Here is an 18,482-nt window from a genome sequence, read left to right on the forward strand (position 1 = left end):
CGCTGGACCAGCTGTCACACGCCCGCCAGTGCGCCCCACCAGGTGGTGGGGCGCACTGCGGCGACGACCTACCGGTTGCCGCCCTGGTCGTGTGGGACGGTGACGGCGACGGTGCAGCCGACCGGCCGTCCGATCTCGTCATGGCCGGTGTACGTGAGGTGGTACACCCGGTCCCCCGCGTTGCCGGCTCGTTCGGCCCGTAGCCTGCCGCTCGTGTCCGGCGTGCCAATGGCGAATCCGCTGACGTCCGCGGCGTCACCCCCGGTCACGCTGGCCAGGGTGAACGCGTTCGGGCCGAGCACCCCGTCGTGCAGGTCCACGGTGACGTTGACGTCGACCAGCTTGTGGTTCGGCGGCCACAGAACCGGTCGGTCCGGCACACAATCGAGCTGCCGTACGGGGAGTGGGTTCGCCAGGGTTGCGGTGGCGTGTCCGATGGTCGCGGTGAGCCGGCCGCCTGCTTCGTAGTACATGTGCGCGGTACGCCCGTCGAAGTAGAACGTCGGCGCGGCCGAACGGCCGAGGTCGGGCGCGGCGGACATCGAGTCGTGCACGACGCCGAGGTGAATCTCCTGGTCGAAGTCCTGCCCGACGTCCACCGCGTGCATGTTGCCGTCGGCGGCGTGGTAGATCACCAGGTTGCGGCCGTCCCAGCGCAGGAAGAACGGTCCAGAGGCGTTCGGGCCTTCGATGCCCTGCGGAGTCACGATCGGTTCCGGCTGCATGGCCCAGGTCCGCGCGTCGTTGGAGACCGCCCAGCGGATCCGCCGCGACACTGGCCCGGTCGGTCCCGGCAGCGCAGCGGTCGGGTTGTCCATGAAGAGCATCAGGTACCGGGTGCCCAGGCGGGGCACGGACTGCTCGAACACCCGGGCGTACGAGGTCTCGCCGCCGGTCGTGTCGTCCCGGCTGACCGCCGTACCGCCGTAGCTGAAGTGGATGCCGTCGTCGGAGGTCGCGTACCGGGTGATGGAGTTCTCGCCGTGGAAGTAGAGGAAGAGCCTGCCCTCGCCCTCGATCCACACCGCGTGCGGCGAGGAGATGTGGCTGACCGTCGAGTAGTACGGCAGCCAGGTGTTGCCGATCAGGGGGTTGGCGACGTATTCGGTCCACGGACCGTTGATCGAGTCGGAGTACGCGAGGGCGATCCCACCGGGACGCTCGTGCGGTGCGTAGTACAGGTAGTAGGTGCCGAGCGGGTTGGGAAAGTAGTCGGCAGCCCGGATGACGCTCGGGAAGATGAACTCGTTCGTCGGGTTGTAGGCGAGGGTGCCCTTGTCGAACGCGGTGCCCTGGTAGGTGAACTGGGGGAAGTCGAGCGCGGCGTCGGCGGCTGCTGGCCGGGCGCCGGCCACGGCGGCGACGAGCAGGCCGGCACTGGCGGCCGCCAGGACAGCACGTCGGGACGACGGGGTGGATGGTCTCGTCATGCGGCTTCCTCTTCGGTCGGTCAGCTCGTCGGCACGAGTGGTGCGGCGTGACGCTGAGTAAGAACACAGGGGACACCGCTCGGTGGACACCTCTGGCATCACCGAGCTAATACGTATTAGCATCTATGTTTCTTGAATGCTGCGCGCTCGACCGCGTTTCTGTCAAGAGCCGGCTCGCCGCCCTCCTGGTCCGCCCGCGCCACCGCCAGCCGATCGGGAACCCGGTCGCTAATGCGCATTAGTCCAGGGGGTTCATCTCCACGAAATGTTGCGGACACCCCTTGACACGTGCCGGCCCACCCACCAAGCTCCTTCCCAACACCGAGGCTAATACGCATTAGCCCCACCGGAAGGACCCGACGTGACCGCTCCCCCTCGACGCGTCACCCAGCGTGACATCGCGCGGATGGCCGGTGTCAGTCAGGCGACCGTGTCGCTGGTGCTCAACAATCGGACCGACGCCGAGGTCCGCATCGCACCGGAGACCCGGGACCGGGTGTTGCGGGTCATCGCCGAGACCGGGTACGCCGCCGACCCCGTGGCCCGCCGCCTCGCCTCGCGGTACAACCGGATCATCGGCGTCTTCACGTACGAGCCCGCGTTCCCCAGCGGCAGCCGGGACTTCTTCCACCCGTTCCTGCTCGGCATCGAGGACTACGCCGAACGGTTCGGCTGCGACCTGCTGCTGTTCACCAGCGCGCCGGTGGTGGACGGCCGGCGACGAATCTTCCACCAGGACAACCGGCTACGTCTGGCCGACGGGTGCATCCTGCTCGGACGCGAGATCGACGGCGCGGAGCTGCACCGGCTCAACCGCGATGGATATCCGTACGTCGCCGTCGGGCGCCGGGACGACGCCGGCGGCCCGGTCCCCTACGTCGGCGCCGACTACGCCTCGGCGGTGTCCCAACTCGTCGAGATCGCGCTGCGGCACGGTCACCGCCGCCTGACGTACGTGAGCGCGGGCACCACCGCGGAATCCTCCGAAGACCGGCGCCGCGGGTTTCATGCCACCGCGGCGACCGCGGAGAGCGCGGGGCAGATGTCGGCGCTGGCCAGCGAGGCCGACGCCACCATCGACACCCTGCTGGCCGACGGGACCACCGGCGTCTTCGTCGAGGACTTCGCCACGGCGGTCGCGCTGGAGTCGGCAGCCCGTCGGCGCGGCCTGACCGTGCCCGGCGGCCTGTCGATCGTGACCCTCGGAGACCCGACGGTCGCGGTCCCCACCGACATCACGTTCACCGGATTCCGCATCCCCCGCGAGGAGATGGGCCGGCAGTCGGTCGAGGTGCTGACGGGCGTCATCGACGGCAGCGCGGACGGCGTCCAGCAGCGACTTCTCCCCTGCGAACTCGTCGAGGGCATCACCCTCGGCACCCCTGATCCGGCGGTTGACCGGCGCTGAGCGGTCGATCGCGCAACTGGAAGGAAAAACGTGGTACTCATGCGTACGGACGTCCTCGTCGTCGGGGGCGGACTGGGCGGCGTCGCCGCGGCGCTCGCCGCGGCCCGGGCCGGCCGGTCCGTCATCCTGACCGAGGAGTTCGACTGGCTCGGCGGGCAGCTCACCAGCCAGGCCGTCCCCCCGGACGAGCACTCCTGGATCGAGCAGTTCGGCGCCACCGCCAGCTACCGGGAACTGCGTAACGGCATTCGCGACTACTACCGTCGTCACTACCCGTTGACCGAACGGTCCCGGGCCTGGACCGACCTCAACCCGGGTGCGGGTTGGGTGAGCCGGCTCTGCCACGAGCCGCGGGTGGCCGTCGCCGTCCTCGAACAGATGCTCGCGCCGCACCTCGGTTCGGGCCGTATTCGGGTGCTCCAGCCGTACCGGCCGGTGGCCGCGGAGACCGACGGGGACCGGGTGACCGGCGTTACCCTCGCGCACCGCGACCGGGACGAGCGGATCGACGTGGTCGCGCCGTACGTCCTGGACGCCACCGAGACCGGCGAGTTGCTGCCACTGACGGGCACCGAGTACGTCACCGGGTTCGAGTCGCAGGCGGAAACCGGTGAGCCGAGCGCCCCGGCCGAGGCTCAGCCGTTGAACATGCAGGCAGTGTCCGTCTGCTTCGCCCTGGACCACGTCGACGGCGACCACACCATCGACCGTCCCGCGGGGTACGACTTCTGGCGCGACTACAAGCCCGACTTCTGGGGTGACCGGCTGCTGTCCTGGAAGTCACCGCACCCGCGCACACTGGAGATCGTCGAGCGCAGCTTCACCCCCAACCCGGACGACGACCCGTTGAGCGTCAACGCCGACCAACGCCTCAACCCCGGCGACGGCAACCTGTGGACGTTCCGCCGGATCGCCGCGCGGCGCAACTTCACCGACGGCGCGTACGGCAGCGACATCACGCTGGTCAACTGGCCGATGATCGATTACTTCGAGGGACCGGTCATCGACGTCCCGAACGCGTCGTGGCACCTGTCCAAGGCCCGCGAACTGTCGTACTCGGTGCTCTACTGGATGCAGACGGAGGCGCCCCGGCCCGACGGCGGCACCGGCTTCCCGGGCCTGCGGCTACGCGGCGACGTGACCGGCAGCGCGGACGGCCTGGCCCAGGCCCCGTACATCCGCGAGTCCCGCCGGATCCGCGCCGAGTACACAGTGGCCGAGCAGGACCTGTCCCTGGCGGTCCGGGGCGACCACGGCGCGGTCAGCTACCCCGACGCGGTGGGCGTGGGCATGTACCGGATCGACCTGCACCCGTCGACCGGCGGGGACAACTACATCGACGTCGGCTCGTGCCCGTTCGAGATCCCGCTCGGTGCGCTGATCCCGCAGCGGATGGAGAACCTGCTGCCGGCCGGCAAGAACATCGGCACCACCCACATCACCAACGGCAGCTATCGGCTGCACCCCGTCGAGTGGAACGTCGGCGAGGTAGCCGGCCTGCTCGCCGACTTCTGTCTGGCGCAGGGCGAGTCCCCGCGTGCGGTCCGCAACACCCCCCGTCTGCTGGCCGACTTCCAGGACCGCCTCACCGCGGCCGGCGTGGAACAGCGCTGGCCACAGATCGCGGGCTACTGAACACACCCCCGTAAGGAGAACATTGTGAAGGCAGGAAAGGCCCTGCGCGGCGTCGCCGTCGCACTGGCCGGCACGCTCGCCCTGACCGCCTGCGGTGGCGGTGACGACGCCGACGACAGCGGCCCGGCGGCACTGCGGATGACCGTCTGGTCGGCCAACGAGGCGCACCTCAAGTTGTTCAACGAGATCGCCGACGAGTACCGCAAGAGCCACCCGGACGTGACCGAGATCAAGTTCGATCCGCTGCCGTTCGACACGTACACCACGACCCTGACCACGCAGATCGCGGGCGGGAACGCACCGGACCTCGCGTGGGTGTTCGAGAATTCCGCCCCCGACTTCGTCACCTCGGGCGCGCTGCTGCCCCTGGACGACACCCTCAAGAAGGCCGAGGGCTACGAGTACGAGGACATCTCCCCCGCCACGCTCAAGCTCTGGCAGGACGACGGCAAGCTGTACGCGTACCCCTTCTCCACCTCGCCGTTCGGGGTGTTCGTCAACAACGACATGGTCAAGAAGGCCGGGCAGAAGACCCCGGCCGAGCTGATCGCGGCCGGCCAGTGGAACTGGGACAACGCCCTGGCAACCGCCGCGGCGGCGGCGGCGGACTCCGGCAAGGCCGGCATGGTCATCCGGGACTTCGACTACAAGGGCTGGGACAACCTGTCCACCTTCTGGACCGGATGGGGCGCCCAGGCGTGGAGCGAGGACGGCAAGTCCTGCGGCTTCAACAGCCCGGAGATGGTCGACGCGATGACCACCCTGCACAAGGCCACCTTCACCCAGAAGGCGCTGCCCGGTCCGGGCACGACCGCCGACTTCTTCGCCGGTGACTCGGCCATGACGGTCACCCAGATCTCTCGCGCCTCGCTGCTGAAGGACGGTGGCTTCGGGTGGGACCTGGTGCCGCTGCCGGCCGGCCCGAAGGGGAACTACGCGGTGGTCGGCCAGGCGGGTGTCGGTGTCATGAAGAAGAGCCCGCACGCCAAGCAGGCGGCCGACTTCCTGGCCTTCTTCACCAACCCCACCAACTCGGCGAAGCTCGCCCAGTTCTTCCCGGCACCCCGGCAGTCGCAGCTGACCGCCGAGACCCTCGCCAAGACGAACCCGAAGCTCAAGCCGGAGCAGCTGCAGAAGGTCGTCATCGACGGCATCACCAACGGCGTGGTCAAGCCCAGTCACTCCGGCCAGGCCGAGCTGAGCCAGCAGGTCCGCGCCGGGCTCGACCCGCTGTGGCAGCCGAACGCGGACGTCAAGGCCGTACTCGACGGCGTCTGCACCAAGATCCAGCCACTGCTGGCGAAGTAAGGCAAACGATCATGACCCAGACGGACACCAGGGTGGGCTCGGCTGCTGCCGGGCCCGCCCCGGGCCCGGCCCGGCCGTTCTGGACCAGCCGCCGCCGGGACCAGCTCGCCGGTTACGTGTTCATCGCCCCGCAAATGCTCGGCAGCATCGTCTTCGTGATCCTGCCGCTGATCCTCGTGCTCTGGTACAGCCTGCACGAGTGGAACGTGCTCGCCGGAACCTTCGACTTCGTCGGCACCGACAACTACAAGGCTCTCGCCGATGATCCCAACCTCGGCGAGGTGCTGCGCGCCACCGGGCTGTTCTCCGTCGGGCTGGTGGTGCTCAACCTCGGCCTGGCCCTGCTTCTGGCAGTCCTGCTGAACCAGAAGCTGCGGGGCACGATCGTGTTCCGCACGCTGTTCTTCTCCCCCGTGGTGGTCTCGCTGGTGGCCTGGACCATCGTCTGGGGCTTCCTGCTTCAGGACAACGGCGGGATCAACGGTCTGCTCGACACCATTGGCGTGGACGGGCCGAACTGGCTGCGCGGCGAGGGCACCGCGATGGTGTCCGTGATCGTCGTGCAGGTGTTCAAGAACGTCGGCCTGAACATGGTGCTGTTCCTGGCCGCCCTTCAGGGTGTGCCGGGCGAGCTGTACGAGGCCGCCGAGGTGGACGGGGCGAGCCGGATGCGCCAGTTCTGGCGGATCACCGTACCGCTGATCAGCCCCACGATCCTGCTGACGTCGATCATCACCGTGGTCGGGTCGTTGCAGGTCTTCGCGCAGATCTCGGTGCTCACCCAGGGCGGCCCGGGCGCATCGACGACGGTCCTCGTCTACTACCTGTACCAGCAGGCCTTCCAATTCCATCACTTCGGCTACGGCGCCACGCTGTCGATCGTCCTGTTCGCCATCGTGCTCGCCCTCACCGTGCTGCAGTGGCAGATGCGCAAGAGGTGGGTCTTCCATGAGTCGTGACCTGTCCCGCCGGACCAAGCTGGTGCTCTACGGGGTGCTGCTGGTCCTGGCGATCCCGTTCGTCTTCCCGACCTGGTGGATGGTCACCTCGTCGCTGAAGCCGGTGGCGGACATCTTCGCCTTCCCGCCGAAGCTCCTGCCGACCAATCCCCGATTCGACGCCTATGAGCGGGTGTTCGAGTTGCAGCCCTTCGGGCAGCAGTACCTGAACAGCCTCTACATCGCGCTGGTCGTCACGGTTGGCACCATGGCCGTGGCGGCGCTGGCCGGCTACGCCTTCGCGCGCATCCGGTTCCGGGGCCAGAACGTGTTGTTCCTGGTCGTCCTCGCGGGCCTGCTCATTCCGAGCGAGGTGACGATCGTGCCGCTGTTCCAGATGTTCTTCAAACTCGGCCTGGTCAACACCCACTGGCCGCTGATCCTGGTGCCGATCTTCGGCGCGCCGAGCGTCCTGGCGACGTTCATCATGCGGCAGTTCTTCATCAGCCTGCCTGGTGAGCTGGAGGAGGCGGCCCGGGTTGACGGGCTGGGCCGATTCGCCACCTTCTGGCGGATCGCCCTGCCGCTGTCGCGGCCGGCGCTGGGCGCGGTGGCCATCTTCACCTTCCTGCACAGCTGGAACCTCTATCTGGAACCGATCGTGTTCCTCTCCTCTCCGGAGAAGTTCACCCTGCCCCAGGCGCTCACCCAGTTCGTCGACGCCTACGGCGGCCCCATGTGGGACGTCCAGATGGCCGCGGCGTCGATGACCGCCCTGCCCGTCCTGGTGGTGTTCGTCATCGCGCAGAAGCAGTTCGTCGAGGGCCTCGCGCACACCGGCCTCAAGGGATGACGACACCGGTTGTCGGTATCGACATCGGTGGCACCAAAACGGCAGTCGCGCTCGTCGACCGGGCCGGACGGGTGCTGGAGCGCCGCGAGGCGCCCACGCCCGCCCGGTCCGGGCCCGAGGCGGTGCTGGACGTCGCCGCCCGGCTGGCCACCGACCTGCTCGGCGCGACCGCCGGACCGGTGGGCGTGGGCACCGCCGGCACTGTCGACCCGGCGACCGGCAGCATCCGGTACGCCACCGACAGCCTGCCGGGCTGGACGGGCACCCCGGTCGCCGACGCGCTGGCCACCCGGCTGGGTCGCGACGTGCGGGTCACCAACGACGTGAACGCCGCCGCGCTCGGCGAAAGCTGGGCCGGCGCCGGACGGGACCGCGCTCATGTGCTGCTGGTGGCCGTCGGCACCGGGCTGGGCGGGGCGATCGTCCGCAACGGCCGGGTCGAGGCCGGCGCCCGCGGGGCAGCCGGAGAGGTCGGGCACCTGCCCGCCCCGGGCGCCGAACGACTGCGGTGCGGGTGCGGCCGCCACGGGCACCTGGAGGCGATCGCCTCCGGCAGCGGGCTGGCCGCCGCGTACGCCATCGAGACCGGCACCCACGTCACCGGGCGGACCGTGGCCGAGCGCGCCGCGACCGGCGACGGGGCCGCCCAGCGGGTCGTGCAGCGGGCCGGAGCCGTCCTCGGCGCGACCCTCGCGGGGTTGGTGGCGCTGCTCGATCCGGACGCTGTCCTGGTCGCCGGCGGGGCCGCCGGCTCCCTGCTGCCCGCCGCGTCCGCCGCCTACTCGGCCGAGGTGCCCGCCGGCTGGGCCGACGTTCCACTGCTGCCCGCCACGCTGGGCGTCGACGCGGTCCTGGTCGGCGCCGCCCGACTGGCCATCGACTGACCCCACATCGAAGGGACCAACAGGTGAATGTGCTCGACGACCTGGCCGGCGGGCTGGTCGTGTCCTGCCAACCGCTGCCCGACGACCCGGACGATCCGATGCGGGATCCGTACGTCCAGGCCCGGGTGGCGGCCGCGGTGGTACGCGGCGGCGCCGTGGCGGTCCGGGTCAACGGACCAGACGACATCCGGACCGTACGGGCCGCCGTCGACGTCCCGGTGATCGGGCTGTACAAGCACGGCGCCGCTGACGTCTTCATCACCCCGACCGCTGCCCACGCGCTCGAGGTGGCGCTGGCCGGAGCGGAGATCGTCGCGATCGACGCCACCGACCGCCGGCGACCGGACGGCCGCGCCTTCGCCGACACGGTCCGCGTGCTCCGCGAACGGACCGACGCACTGATCCTGGCAGACGTCTCCACCGCCGCCGAGGGCGTCGCAGCCGTCGAGGCCGGCGCAGACGCCGTCGCCACCACGCTGTCCGGCTACACACCGGCCAGCCCACCAACCGACGGGCCCGACCTCGGGCTCGTGGAGCGACTCGTCGCACTGCTGCCCGTGCCGGTGATCGCCGAAGGGCGGTACCGCAACACGGAACAGATCGGCCAGGCCTTCGAGGCAGGTGCCCACGCGGTGGTGATGGGCAACGCCGTCACCTCACCGCTCTGGATCACCCGCCGGCTCGTGCCGGCCACCCCCCGCGCGGCGAGCGCACCGAAATAGAGGAGTGAACATGAGAAGACGCACCCTTCTGGCCACCGGCATGGCCGGGCTGACCACCCTGACCGTGGGCCGGCCCGCATTCGCCGGGCCCGCCAAGCGGCAGCTGACCGTGGCGCTGGTCCCGTTGGACGACCGCCCCGTCAACACGTACGCGGCGCAGATGACCGCGGCCAGCGCCGGCGCCCAGGTGCAGCTGCCGCCACGGGAGTCGCTGGGCCGCTTCTTCACCCCCGGCGACGGCGCCGCCATCGCCCGCTGGCTCGGCACCACCAACGGAGTCGACGGGTACGTGATCTCGGTCAGCATGCTCGCGTACGGCGGCCTGATCGCCTCCCGCACCGCAGCCCCGACGCTGGCCGCCGCCCTGGCGAACCTGGCTGCGATTCGCACCCTGCGCTCCACCCGGCCGGAGGCGGTGATCGAGGTGCACGACACCATCCAGCGTCTCGCCATCACCAGCACGGGCACCGAGCTGGATCGGTACCGCGACCTGCTCGTCTCCTGGGCCAAGCTCTACGACCAGGTGACGAACCTCGGGCAGGAGGAACTGCGAGCGCAACTCGACGCCGTCCGGACACAGATCCCCGACCAGGTCGTCGAGGACTATCTCGCCGCGCGGGCCCGCAACCACCAGGTCAACCGGCTCATGGTCGAGTGGGTCGCCGACGGCACCATCAACCACCTCGTGCTCTCCGAGGACGACACCGCGCCGGTCGGCCTGGCCCGAGCCGAGCGGGTGGAACTGGAGGCGCTCGTCGACCAACTCGGCGTCGGCGACCGGGTGGAGATCTTCCCCGGTGCCGACGAGGTCAACGCGCTGCTGGTCGCGCGGGTGATCGCGGCCGGCACCGGCCCCACCTACCGCGTGGAGTACGCCGGCGTCTCCGGTGAGGCCTGGACCGCACAACTGGAGGGCATCCCGTTCGCGGAGAACATCCGGCGGCACGTCACCTCGGTCGGAGGACGGGTCGTCAGCGGCGACGCGGACATCGTGCTCGCCGTGAACACCCCCTCGACGGCACCCGGGCAACGGGCCGCTGACCTGGACGCCTTCGTCGGGCGGATCGGCAAGCTGCTGGCCGCCGGCACTTCGGTCATCGTGGTGGACCCGCTCATCGTGAACAAGGCCGACCACGACCTGGTCGCGCGGATGGAGAACCAGCTGGATCTCGCGGCGCTGCTGTCGTACTCGGGGTGGAACACCGGCGGCAACGCGCTCGGCCTGGCGCTCAGCCACGGCACCGCCCGGTGGGCGTACCTGCGCTCATCCGGAAGCGGATTCGGCGTGCCCGACCTGCGCGGGCCCGGCCAGGCGCACGCCGAGTACCTGCTCTACCGGTTCGTCAAGGACGACCCGTGGAAGAACATCGTGCAGGTCGAGGCGTACGCGCACGCACGGGCGCGGGGCTGGGATCCGCTCGCGCTCACTCCCGAGCAGAAGACCTACTTCGACGGTTGGGTCAGGGAGCGGCTGGTACCCGTGACCGAGCGGTACTTCGCCGACCACTTCGCGGGGCACCGCATCGTGCTGGGACACCGAGGCGCGAAGACGTTCACGGCGACGCTGGCTCGCTTCGAGTCAGCGCGTGTCGAGCTGCCGTGGGACCGGCTCTTCGAGGTGGTCCTCGAACCTCGGCTGCGACTGTCCTGACCGGTGACCGTCTGATGCTCCGATAGGACCGTGGAGCATCAGACGGTCAGGTCGGCGCGTACGAGCGCCTTCGCGACAGCGGTTCGCAGGATGTCGTTCGTGCCCTCGCCGACCTGGACGCCGTCGCGGCGAGCCGGAGTGCTCGACTGCGGGCTCGCACTCACTCCCGGACATCGCTGAATATCTTGCTTTCTCGCATGGTCGCGTCCGTACTGATCGCTAAGAAACCCCACGACGACGAGTTCTCCGCCCCACCCTCGCCAGTGGATGCCATCGACTATCGTGCCGGGAGTTGATCGCGCCCGCTCCGACCAGCCCACTAGGGAGTATTCGTGCGTCTGCGCACCACAGTCGCCGCTGGTTCGCTCGCACTGGTGATGGCCCTGGCCGTCTGCGGTTGCGACAGTCTCGGCGGGACCGACGACTCCGGCGGTGCCGCGAAGGGGACCACCGGTTTCGCGCCCGGTCAGCCCGACGAGATGGGCACGGTGATCGCGAGCCGGGACATCCAGATCAGCGAGAGCGGCAGTCTGTTCCGGGTGAAGGTGGAGCTGTACCAGCTGCGACGGGACAACGGGTTCGTCAACCTCAACGTTCGGATGACCCGTACGGATCCGGCGGGCAGCCCGGGACGCTGGCAGATCGCCAGCGCCTTTCAAGGTGAGACCGTCTCGTTGGCCTTCTCCGGCGTGACGTTGGTCGACCGGAAGAACCGCAAGCGGCACCTGGTAGCCCGGGCCGGCGACTCGGATGCGAAACCCGGTCAGGTGACGTACCTCGCTTCGTCGGGCCTCGCCTCAGTCTTCGTCGCTCCCGGTCAGTCAGTGGACCTGTACGCCATGTTCGGCGCCCCGCCGGACGACGTCACCGCCGTGGATGTCGTCATCCCTCGTGTCCCGGTGTTCGAGAATGTTCCGCTCGGTTAGCGGGCGTACGGCCCTGGCCGCGACCGCGTTGACCCTCCTGCTGGTCAGCGAACCGGTCGCCGCCTGGGCGGCGCCGACGCCGACACCCACCTCCGGGACCGCGGTCGTGCCCGGGCCCACGCTGGCGGCCGGCGCGCGGGTCGACGCCCCGATCATCGACATCCTGGCACCGACAGACGACATCTACCTGCGTACCGAGGATCTCGACGGCAACAGTCTGGAAGCCGAGTCCGGCGGACGAATCGAGCTGATTCTGGCGGCGGACGTGCTCTTCGCGTTCGGCAAGGCCGACCTCTCGCCGGCAGCCCGCACCCGGCTGGCCGAGATCGCGAGACGACTACGCGCCGAGGCCACCGGCACGGTGCAGATCTTCGGGCACACCGACGCGGTGGGCGACGACGCGCAGAACCTGGCGTTGTCCCTCCGGCGAGCCGAGGCGGTCCGAGCGGTGCTGTCCGCGGAAGGTGGCAGCCAGGTCACCTATGAGATCAAGGGCTTCGGAGAGACCCGGCCCGTCGCGCCGAACACCCTCGGCGGCAAGGACAACCCCAAGGGCCGGGCCAGCAACCGGCGCGTCGAGATCCGGTTCGACAAGTAAGACCGACGGGACCTCTACCAGACGTGGCAGGATGCCCGATCACCAGCTCGCTGGCCACCGTCGGCGGGGGCGATCGGCTCCGGGCTGGCGGGCACGCCTACTCCTTCTTATACAGATGTTGTCGACCGGTGGCGGCCCGCCGACACTGCGGGGGAGGCCGGCAGGGCCGCCACAGGCTCATTCCCGATTCAGCAGGTACGCCCGGTCCGCGTCGATGGCCACGTCCACATTGGTTCCCTCGGCCACCGCATCCCGTGGGTCCTTGCCCGACTCGGTCACCGTGACGGTGCCGCCGGTCGTCTCCACCTCGTAGTCGATGCTCGGCCCGTGGAACGTCGACCGCAGCACCACGCCCAGGCCGGTCCCACCATCGGTGACCGGCGACAACGTCACCGTCTCGGGACGGACCATGAGGTACGCGTCCCCCGATCCGGCCACCACCGTCGAGTGGGTGGGCACAGTCAGCCGCCGGCCGAGCACCGTCACCGTCGCCTTACCGTCGGCGATGCTCTCCGGCACCGTCTCGATGAAGTTGGCCCGACCGATGAAGTCCGCCACGAAGACACTGGCCGGGCGGGCGTAGATCTCGCCGGGCGTCGCCACCTGCTCGACCTTGCCCTTGTTCATCACCACGACCCGGTCGGACATGCTCATCGCTTCGTCCTGGTCGTGGGTGACGTAGATGCTGGTGATCCCGAACATCTTCTGGATGCGACGGATCTCGGTCCGCATGGCGTCGCGCAGCTTCGCGTCCAGGTTTGACAGCGGCTCGTCGAACAGGAGCACCTTCGGCTGCACCACCAGTGCCCGGGCCAACGCGACCCGCTGCTGCTGGCCGCCGGAGAGCTCGTGCGGACTACGGTCCTCCAGCCCGACGAGGTTCATGCTGGTCACCGCCATCCGCATGCCCTCGGCGATGTCGGCCTTGGTGCGCCGCTGCAGCTTCAGCCCGTACGCGATGTTCTGCGCGACGGTCATGTGCGGGAACAGGGCGTAGCTCTGGAACACCATCGCCATCGGTCGGCGCTGCGGTGGCATGTCGTCGATGGCCTTGCCGTCGAGCAGGATGCTGCCGCTCGTGGCGTCCTCGAAACCCGCCACCATGCGCAGCGTGGTGGTCTTGCCGCAGCCCGACGGGCCCAGCAGGGTGATGAACTCCCCCGGCAGGACGTCGAGCGAGACGCTGTCGACTGCGGTGACGTCCTCGGGACGGCTCCGGAAACGCTTGGTCAGGGCCTCGAGTTGCAGGCGTCCGGTGCTGGCCTCACCACGTCCGGCGGGTGCGAGCGCAGCGGCCTCGGTGGGCGCGGCAACGGTCATCGTTTCGGCCTTTCAGACTTGGCGGTGCGGTGCAGTGCGGCGCCCCCGCCGACGAGCAGTCGGATGATCGCGAAGGCGACCAGGACGAGCACGGTCAGCACCGTGCAGTAGGCGAATGCCACCCCGTACCGGCCGGTGCTCGCGGCGCTGAGCACCTGCGATGTGATGATCTTCGTCTCCGGCGTGACCAGCAGGACAATGGTCGACACGGAGGTCATGCTGCGGGCGAAGCTGTAGCTCAACCCGGTGAGCAGGGCCGGCTTGATCAACGGCAGGGTCACCCAACGGAACGTCTGCAGCGAGTTGGCCCCGAGGTCGGTCGACGCCTGCTCGATCTGCGGATGCAACTGGGTCAGCGCACCGACCGCCGTCCGTTGCCCCGCGGGCACGCTACGGATCACGAACGCCACCACGATGGCCATCGCGCCGGCGAAGACCGCGCTACCACCCACCAGGCTGGGGAACACCAGGTAGTCGCCGACGTACCGCTCGGGCCGGTAGGCGAGGACGAAGCCGATGCCCAGCACGGTGCCCGGCACGGCGACACCCAGCGTGCCGCCCAGGTCGAGCAGCCAGGCCGTACGTCGCAGGTGGCGAACCACCAGCCAGGCGATGAGCAGGCCGAGGATGGCGGCGATCGGAGTGGCGATGACCGCGAACGTCAACGTGTCGAGGACGGCCTCCACTCCCACCCCGAGCAGCACCTCCTTGAGGTAATCGAGGGTGAAGGTGTTGTCCACGCCGAACACCTTGGTCACCGAGCCGAGGATGACAGTGCTGTAGATGCTCACGATGATCGCGGCGGCGAACAGCGCCAGGGCGTACACCGGCCACCGGCTCCAGCCGGTGATCAGGTGCACGGAGCCGGACGGTCGCCCGGTGATGGTGGTACGCACCTTGCGGTTGAGCCACCACCGCTGGCCGAAGTACATCGCCAGGGACGGCACCAGCAGGATCACGCAGTAGACGGCGGCGCTGGTGGTGTCGTACTCACCGGTGACCGCCAGGTAGGCGCGGCTGGCCAGCACCGTGTAGTCGCCACCGAGCACCAGCGGGTTGGCCAGGTCGGCGATCGCCTCCACAAAGAGCAGCAGGAACGGGGCGACGAGCCCGGGGGCCAGCAGCGGCAGGATCACGCGGCGCATGATCTGCCAGCGGCTGGCACCCATGTTCATGGCCGCCTCCTCCAGTGCCGGATCCAGGCCCCGCATCATGCCGAGCAGGCCCAGGTACGCCACCGGGAACAGCGACAGCGACAGCACGAACACCAGGCCGTCGAGGCCGTAGATGTCGTACTCCAGCCCGAACAAGCCGTTGCTGATCACGCCGCGCCGGCCGTAGAGCACCACCGTGGCGGTGGCGACCGCGAACGGCGGGCTGACGATCGGCATGAGGGCGATGAGGTGCAGGATCTTCTTACCCGGCACGTCCAGTCGGGCCTGGACGAACGCGAACAGGAACCCCAGGGCGGTGCCGCACAACCCGACCAGCGCCCCGAGCACCAACGTGTTCCGCAGGATGCCGAGATCGACGGAGGAGCTGAAGAACTCGACGTAGCGGGGCAGCGCGTCCGGCGCGAAGGCAGTGGCCAGCACCGCCACGAGCGGGATCGCCGCACCGATCACCACCACTGCCGCGCAGACCCCGACCAGGACCCGCAGCCCCGCGCCGAGGCGGCGGCGCCGCCTCGGCGCGACCGCCCCGGGTGGGATCGGGGCGATCACCCCGGGATCGGACAACAACGTGGTCATGACTTCGGCGCCTGCGCGACCTCGGCGTCGAAACGCTTGTTGAGCGCCGACTTCGCCTTACCTGCCGCCACCGCGTCGTACTCCACCATCTTGATGCCGGAGAGCGGGACGACCTTGTCCGACACCTTCGCGTCCGGGTTCGTCGGGAACTGGTACGCCTTGACGCTCGGGCCGACCTCCTGCGCCTCGGTGGTGAGGGCCCAGTCGACGAACTTGCGGGCGCTGGTCGGGTTCTTGGCGTTCTTCACCAGGGCGACACCGCCGGTCTCGTAACCGGTGCCCTCTGCCGGGAAACTCAGCCTCAGGTCGGGGAAGCCGGCCTCCATGGTGGCCACGCAGTCGTGCGCGAAGATAACCCCCACCGCGACCTCACCACGGGCGGTCATCTGGGCGGGCGCCGAGCCGGACTTGGTGTACTGCAGGACGTTCGGGTGCAGCTTGCGCATGTAGTCCAGCGCCTTGCCCTCGTCGCCACCGGCCAGCTGCACCTGGGTCCAGAGCGTCGTGTACGCGGTGCCCGAGGTCGACGGGTGCGCGATGCCGATGTCCTTGGCGAGCTTCTGGTTGAGCAGGGCCGCCCACGAGTCGGGGAGCCCGATTCCCCGCTCCGTCAGCAGCTTGCTGTTGCTGCAGAAGCCCAGGGCGCCGACGTAGACGCCGGTCCAGGTGCCCTGCGGGTCCTTGTACTTGGCCGGGATGACACCCGCGTTCGGCGAGGTGTAGGCCTCCAGGAGCCCCTCGTCGCCGGCGGAGGCGTACCCGTCGGCGGGCCCGCCGTACCAGACGTCGAACTCCGCGTTGCCCTTGCCGGCCTTGATGCGCGCCAGCGCCTCGCCGCTGGAGAGCCGCACGAAGTCGGCCTTCACCCCCGTGGACTCGGTGAACTTCTTGGTGGTCGCCGCGCACCAGTCCTCGGTGGCGCCGCACACCACGTGCGCCACACCGCTGTCCTTGCTGGCCTCGGCGCCACCCTCGCGGGCGCAGCCGGCCGCGCCCAGCAGCAGCGAGGCCGCCATCGCTGTCGCCAGCAGTGCGCGGTTGCCCCGTATCTTGTTCGTCGCCATGACGTGGTCTCCCCTACTAAGCCGCCCGAATCAATGCGAGTGGTGTGACGGCCACGTTAAAGGCGTGTGAACGGTGCCCCGGTGACGGCGGTGTAAGTAATGGTGACGCCGCCGTCACCTGGCCGCTGGGGACGTGTCCCCGTCCTCGGCGGTCCCGGCGGCCATCTCGGGCATCAGGTAGCCGACCCCCCGCAGGGTGCGCACGTACGCCGATCCGTTCGGCGTCCCGGCGAGCCGGGAGCGCAGCCGGTACACCGCGGACTTCACCACGTCTCGTCCGCCGATCAGGTCCGTGGTGCCCCAGACCTCCCGGAGCAGGTCCTGCCACGACTGCGGCACGCCGCGGCGCACCGCCAGGTGGTGCAGCAGCTTGAACTCCGTGAACGGCAGGTCGAGCCGGTGCTGCGCCAACGTCGCGGTCTGGGTGGCCGGCTCGATGACCAGCTCACCGACCTGGACCGTGGTGCCCGACCCCCGGCGGCGACGCACCAGCGCCTGCGCCCGCAGCGCCACCTCCCGCGGGTGGAACGGCTTGGTGACGTAGTCGTCGGCACCGTGCTCCAGCCCAGCGATGATGTCGTCACGCTGGGCCAGCGCGGTGAGGAACATGATTGGCGCCTCCGAGCGCGCGCGAATGCGCTGGCACAGGGCCAGCCCGTCCATCGTGGGCATCATGACGTCCAGCACCACGAGGTCCACCGAATGCGTCCGCAGCAGGTGCAGGGCGGTAGCCCCGTCGTGGGCGGTGAGGACGGTGAAGCCCTGGGTCTGCAGAGCGAACTCCACGATGATCGTCATCTGCGGCTCGTCGTCGACCACCAGCGCGGTAGGCCCACTCCCGGGCTGCTCGCCGGCGCGCGTCACGGCCGGTCCGGCAGGGTCAGGAGGATGGTGGTCCCCCGGGTCGACGCAGTGTGCACCATGATTTCGCCTCCGTGCAGCTCCACGATCGTCTTCGTGATCACCAAGCCGAGGCCGGTGCCGTCGGCCAGCGGCCGACCCGTGGCGAAGCGGTGGAACAGGCGTTGCCGCTCCGCCTGACTCATGCCCGCACCGTCGTCGGATACGTAGACCGCCACGCCAGTGTCGATCAGCATGACCCGCACGTCGAGATTCCCGCCGGTCGTGGTGAACCGGCTCGCGTTCGACAGCAGGTTGGTCAGCGCCTGGGTCAGCAGCATCGGGTCGGCCCGGATGCGCGGCATCACCTGGGGCATGTCGAGGCTGATGCGTTGCTGCCGCTGCGCACACAACGGCCGCATCGCGGTCACCACCTCACGCACCACCACCGACACGTCCACCCTCTCCAGGTGTGGCGTGAACAACCCAGCCTCGATCTTGGCCTGGATCAGCAGGCTCTCGCACAGCCCGATGACCTGCGTGCACTGCTGGTCCAGGACCTGCAGGAAGCGGGCCTGCGCGGCGGTGAGCGGGCCCGGGGTGCCCTCCCGCAACAGATCGACCGCCCCCTTGATCATGCTCAGCGGGGTCCGCAGCTCATGGCTCAACGCGGTCACCTGCTCCGCCCGCCGCTCCACCAACTGTTCGAGCTGTGCCAGCTCGTTGCTCCTCGCGGCGGCCGTGCGACGCATGCTCAGCGCCATGATCGAAGCGCCGACGACACCGCCGACCACGGAGGCCACCGCCACCACCCAAGCGGTGTCCATGCTCGGCCCTCCTCCCATCGGTGGCCCGCCGAACCGGTCGCGGTCCGGCAGGGGACGCGGCAGATGTCGGGACCGTGTTTACAGCCGAGTGAACAGTCGACGTTACCGCCGAGTGAACAGTGGACGTAGGTTAGCTTGCCCCAGGCAACGGCTTGCCGGGCGCGTGCCCCGGCACAGTTCACGCTGGTCAAATGCCGTCTCGGCCGTCTGCCAATCAACCGAACGCCCCGACATGGTCGTCACACTCCGTGAGTTTTCAGCGGCCGACGCCACGCCACCGGACACCTCGGCGCGATCGATGAACAGCCCAGACAACCACCGGCCAGA

17 protein-coding genes are annotated in these 18,482 nt (G+C 69.4%); 10 read left to right on the top strand and 7 right to left on the bottom strand.

The window, feature by feature from the left end; genetic code table 11:
• Positions 1–68: 68 nt before the first annotated feature.
• Positions 69–1,430, bottom strand: coding sequence for a glycoside hydrolase family protein (locus GA0070619_RS17535; RefSeq protein WP_197699551.1), 1,362 nt, complete (start codon positions 1,428–1,430; stop codon positions 69–71).
• Between the two features lie 361 nt (positions 1,431–1,791).
• Here GA0070619_RS17535 and GA0070619_RS17540 point away from each other — a divergent pair, with 361 nt between their 5' ends.
• The 8 genes from GA0070619_RS17540 to GA0070619_RS17575 are packed head-to-tail and all read left to right on the top strand — an operon-like array spanning position 1,792 to position 10,829.
• Positions 1,792–2,838: a LacI family DNA-binding transcriptional regulator gene (locus tag GA0070619_RS17540; protein ID WP_088949056.1), complete on the top strand. Its 1,047-nt coding sequence runs from the start codon at positions 1,792–1,794 to the stop codon at positions 2,836–2,838.
• A gap of 39 nt (positions 2,839–2,877) precedes the next feature.
• Complete coding sequence (locus GA0070619_RS17545) at positions 2,878–4,473, top strand: FAD-dependent oxidoreductase (RefSeq protein WP_088949057.1); 1,596 nt, start codon at positions 2,878–2,880, stop codon at positions 4,471–4,473.
• A gap of 24 nt (positions 4,474–4,497) precedes the next feature.
• A complete protein-coding gene (locus GA0070619_RS17550) occupies positions 4,498–5,781 on the top strand; it encodes an ABC transporter substrate-binding protein (protein ID WP_088949058.1) in 1,284 nt (427 codons plus the stop codon).
• An 11-nt stretch (positions 5,782–5,792) separates the two neighbouring features.
• The gene (locus tag GA0070619_RS17555; RefSeq protein WP_088949059.1) at positions 5,793–6,740 is read left to right on the top strand and encodes a carbohydrate ABC transporter permease; all 948 of its coding nucleotides are present in this window, start codon (positions 5,793–5,795) and stop codon (positions 6,738–6,740) included.
• A complete protein-coding gene (locus tag GA0070619_RS17560; RefSeq protein ID WP_088949060.1) occupies positions 6,730–7,572 on the top strand; it encodes a carbohydrate ABC transporter permease in 843 nt (280 codons plus the stop codon). Before GA0070619_RS17555 ends, GA0070619_RS17560 begins: the two co-directional genes overlap by 11 nt.
• A complete protein-coding gene (locus GA0070619_RS17565; protein WP_088949061.1) occupies positions 7,569–8,456 on the top strand; it encodes an ROK family protein in 888 nt (295 codons plus the stop codon). Before GA0070619_RS17560 ends, GA0070619_RS17565 begins: the two co-directional genes overlap by 4 nt.
• Positions 8,457–8,479: 23 nt before the next feature.
• Positions 8,480–9,178, top strand: a complete 699-nt coding sequence (locus GA0070619_RS17570; protein WP_088949062.1) for an N-acetylmannosamine-6-phosphate 2-epimerase — start codon at positions 8,480–8,482, stop codon at positions 9,176–9,178.
• A gap of 10 nt (positions 9,179–9,188) precedes the next feature.
• Complete coding sequence (locus GA0070619_RS17575) at positions 9,189–10,829, top strand: DUF4127 family protein (protein WP_088949063.1); 1,641 nt, start codon at positions 9,189–9,191, stop codon at positions 10,827–10,829.
• A 38-nt stretch (positions 10,830–10,867) separates the two neighbouring features.
• Here the strand turns inward: GA0070619_RS17575 and GA0070619_RS33855 are convergent, their stop codons facing one another.
• Positions 10,868–10,993, bottom strand: coding sequence for a hypothetical protein (locus tag GA0070619_RS33855; RefSeq protein WP_269458512.1), 126 nt, complete (start codon positions 10,991–10,993; stop codon positions 10,868–10,870).
• 168 nt (positions 10,994–11,161) lie between these two features.
• On the opposite strand from GA0070619_RS33855, the gene GA0070619_RS17580 reads away from it, so the two are divergent.
• Together GA0070619_RS17580 and GA0070619_RS17585 are read left to right on the top strand one after the other, a co-directional pair.
• Entirely contained in the window at positions 11,162–11,755 is a 594-nt protein-coding gene (locus GA0070619_RS17580) for a hypothetical protein (protein ID WP_088949064.1), read from the top strand.
• On the top strand, positions 11,739–12,353 hold the full coding sequence (locus tag GA0070619_RS17585) for an OmpA family protein (protein ID WP_157744032.1): 615 nt from the start codon (positions 11,739–11,741) through the stop codon (positions 12,351–12,353). The genes GA0070619_RS17580 and GA0070619_RS17585 overlap by 17 nt, the downstream gene beginning before the upstream one ends.
• Positions 12,354–12,530: 177 nt before the next feature.
• Here GA0070619_RS17585 and GA0070619_RS17590 read toward each other — a convergent pair whose 3' ends face one another.
• The 5 genes from GA0070619_RS17590 to GA0070619_RS17610 form a co-directional block, all read right to left on the bottom strand.
• Complete coding sequence (locus GA0070619_RS17590; RefSeq protein WP_088949066.1) at positions 12,531–13,673, bottom strand: ABC transporter ATP-binding protein; 1,143 nt, start codon at positions 13,671–13,673, stop codon at positions 12,531–12,533.
• The gene (locus GA0070619_RS17595) at positions 13,670–15,424 is read right to left on the bottom strand and encodes an ABC transporter permease (protein WP_088949067.1); all 1,755 of its coding nucleotides are present in this window, start codon (positions 15,422–15,424) and stop codon (positions 13,670–13,672) included. Before GA0070619_RS17595 ends, GA0070619_RS17590 begins: the two co-directional genes overlap by 4 nt.
• Entirely contained in the window at positions 15,421–16,488 is a 1,068-nt protein-coding gene (locus GA0070619_RS17600; RefSeq protein ID WP_088949068.1) for an ABC transporter substrate-binding protein, read from the bottom strand. Before GA0070619_RS17600 ends, GA0070619_RS17595 begins: the two co-directional genes overlap by 4 nt.
• A gap of 114 nt (positions 16,489–16,602) precedes the next feature.
• A complete protein-coding gene (locus GA0070619_RS17605; protein ID WP_197699552.1) occupies positions 16,603–17,352 on the bottom strand; it encodes a response regulator transcription factor in 750 nt (249 codons plus the stop codon).
• Positions 17,349–18,155, bottom strand: a complete 807-nt coding sequence (locus tag GA0070619_RS17610; protein ID WP_158240938.1) for a sensor histidine kinase — start codon at positions 18,153–18,155, stop codon at positions 17,349–17,351. The genes GA0070619_RS17605 and GA0070619_RS17610 overlap by 4 nt, the downstream gene beginning before the upstream one ends.
• Positions 18,156–18,482 lie beyond the last annotated feature (327 nt).

Origin of the sequence: Micromonospora zamorensis (assembly GCF_900090275.1) — a bacterium.
Taxonomy (GTDB): Bacteria; Actinomycetota; Actinomycetes; order Mycobacteriales; family Micromonosporaceae; genus Micromonospora; species Micromonospora zamorensis.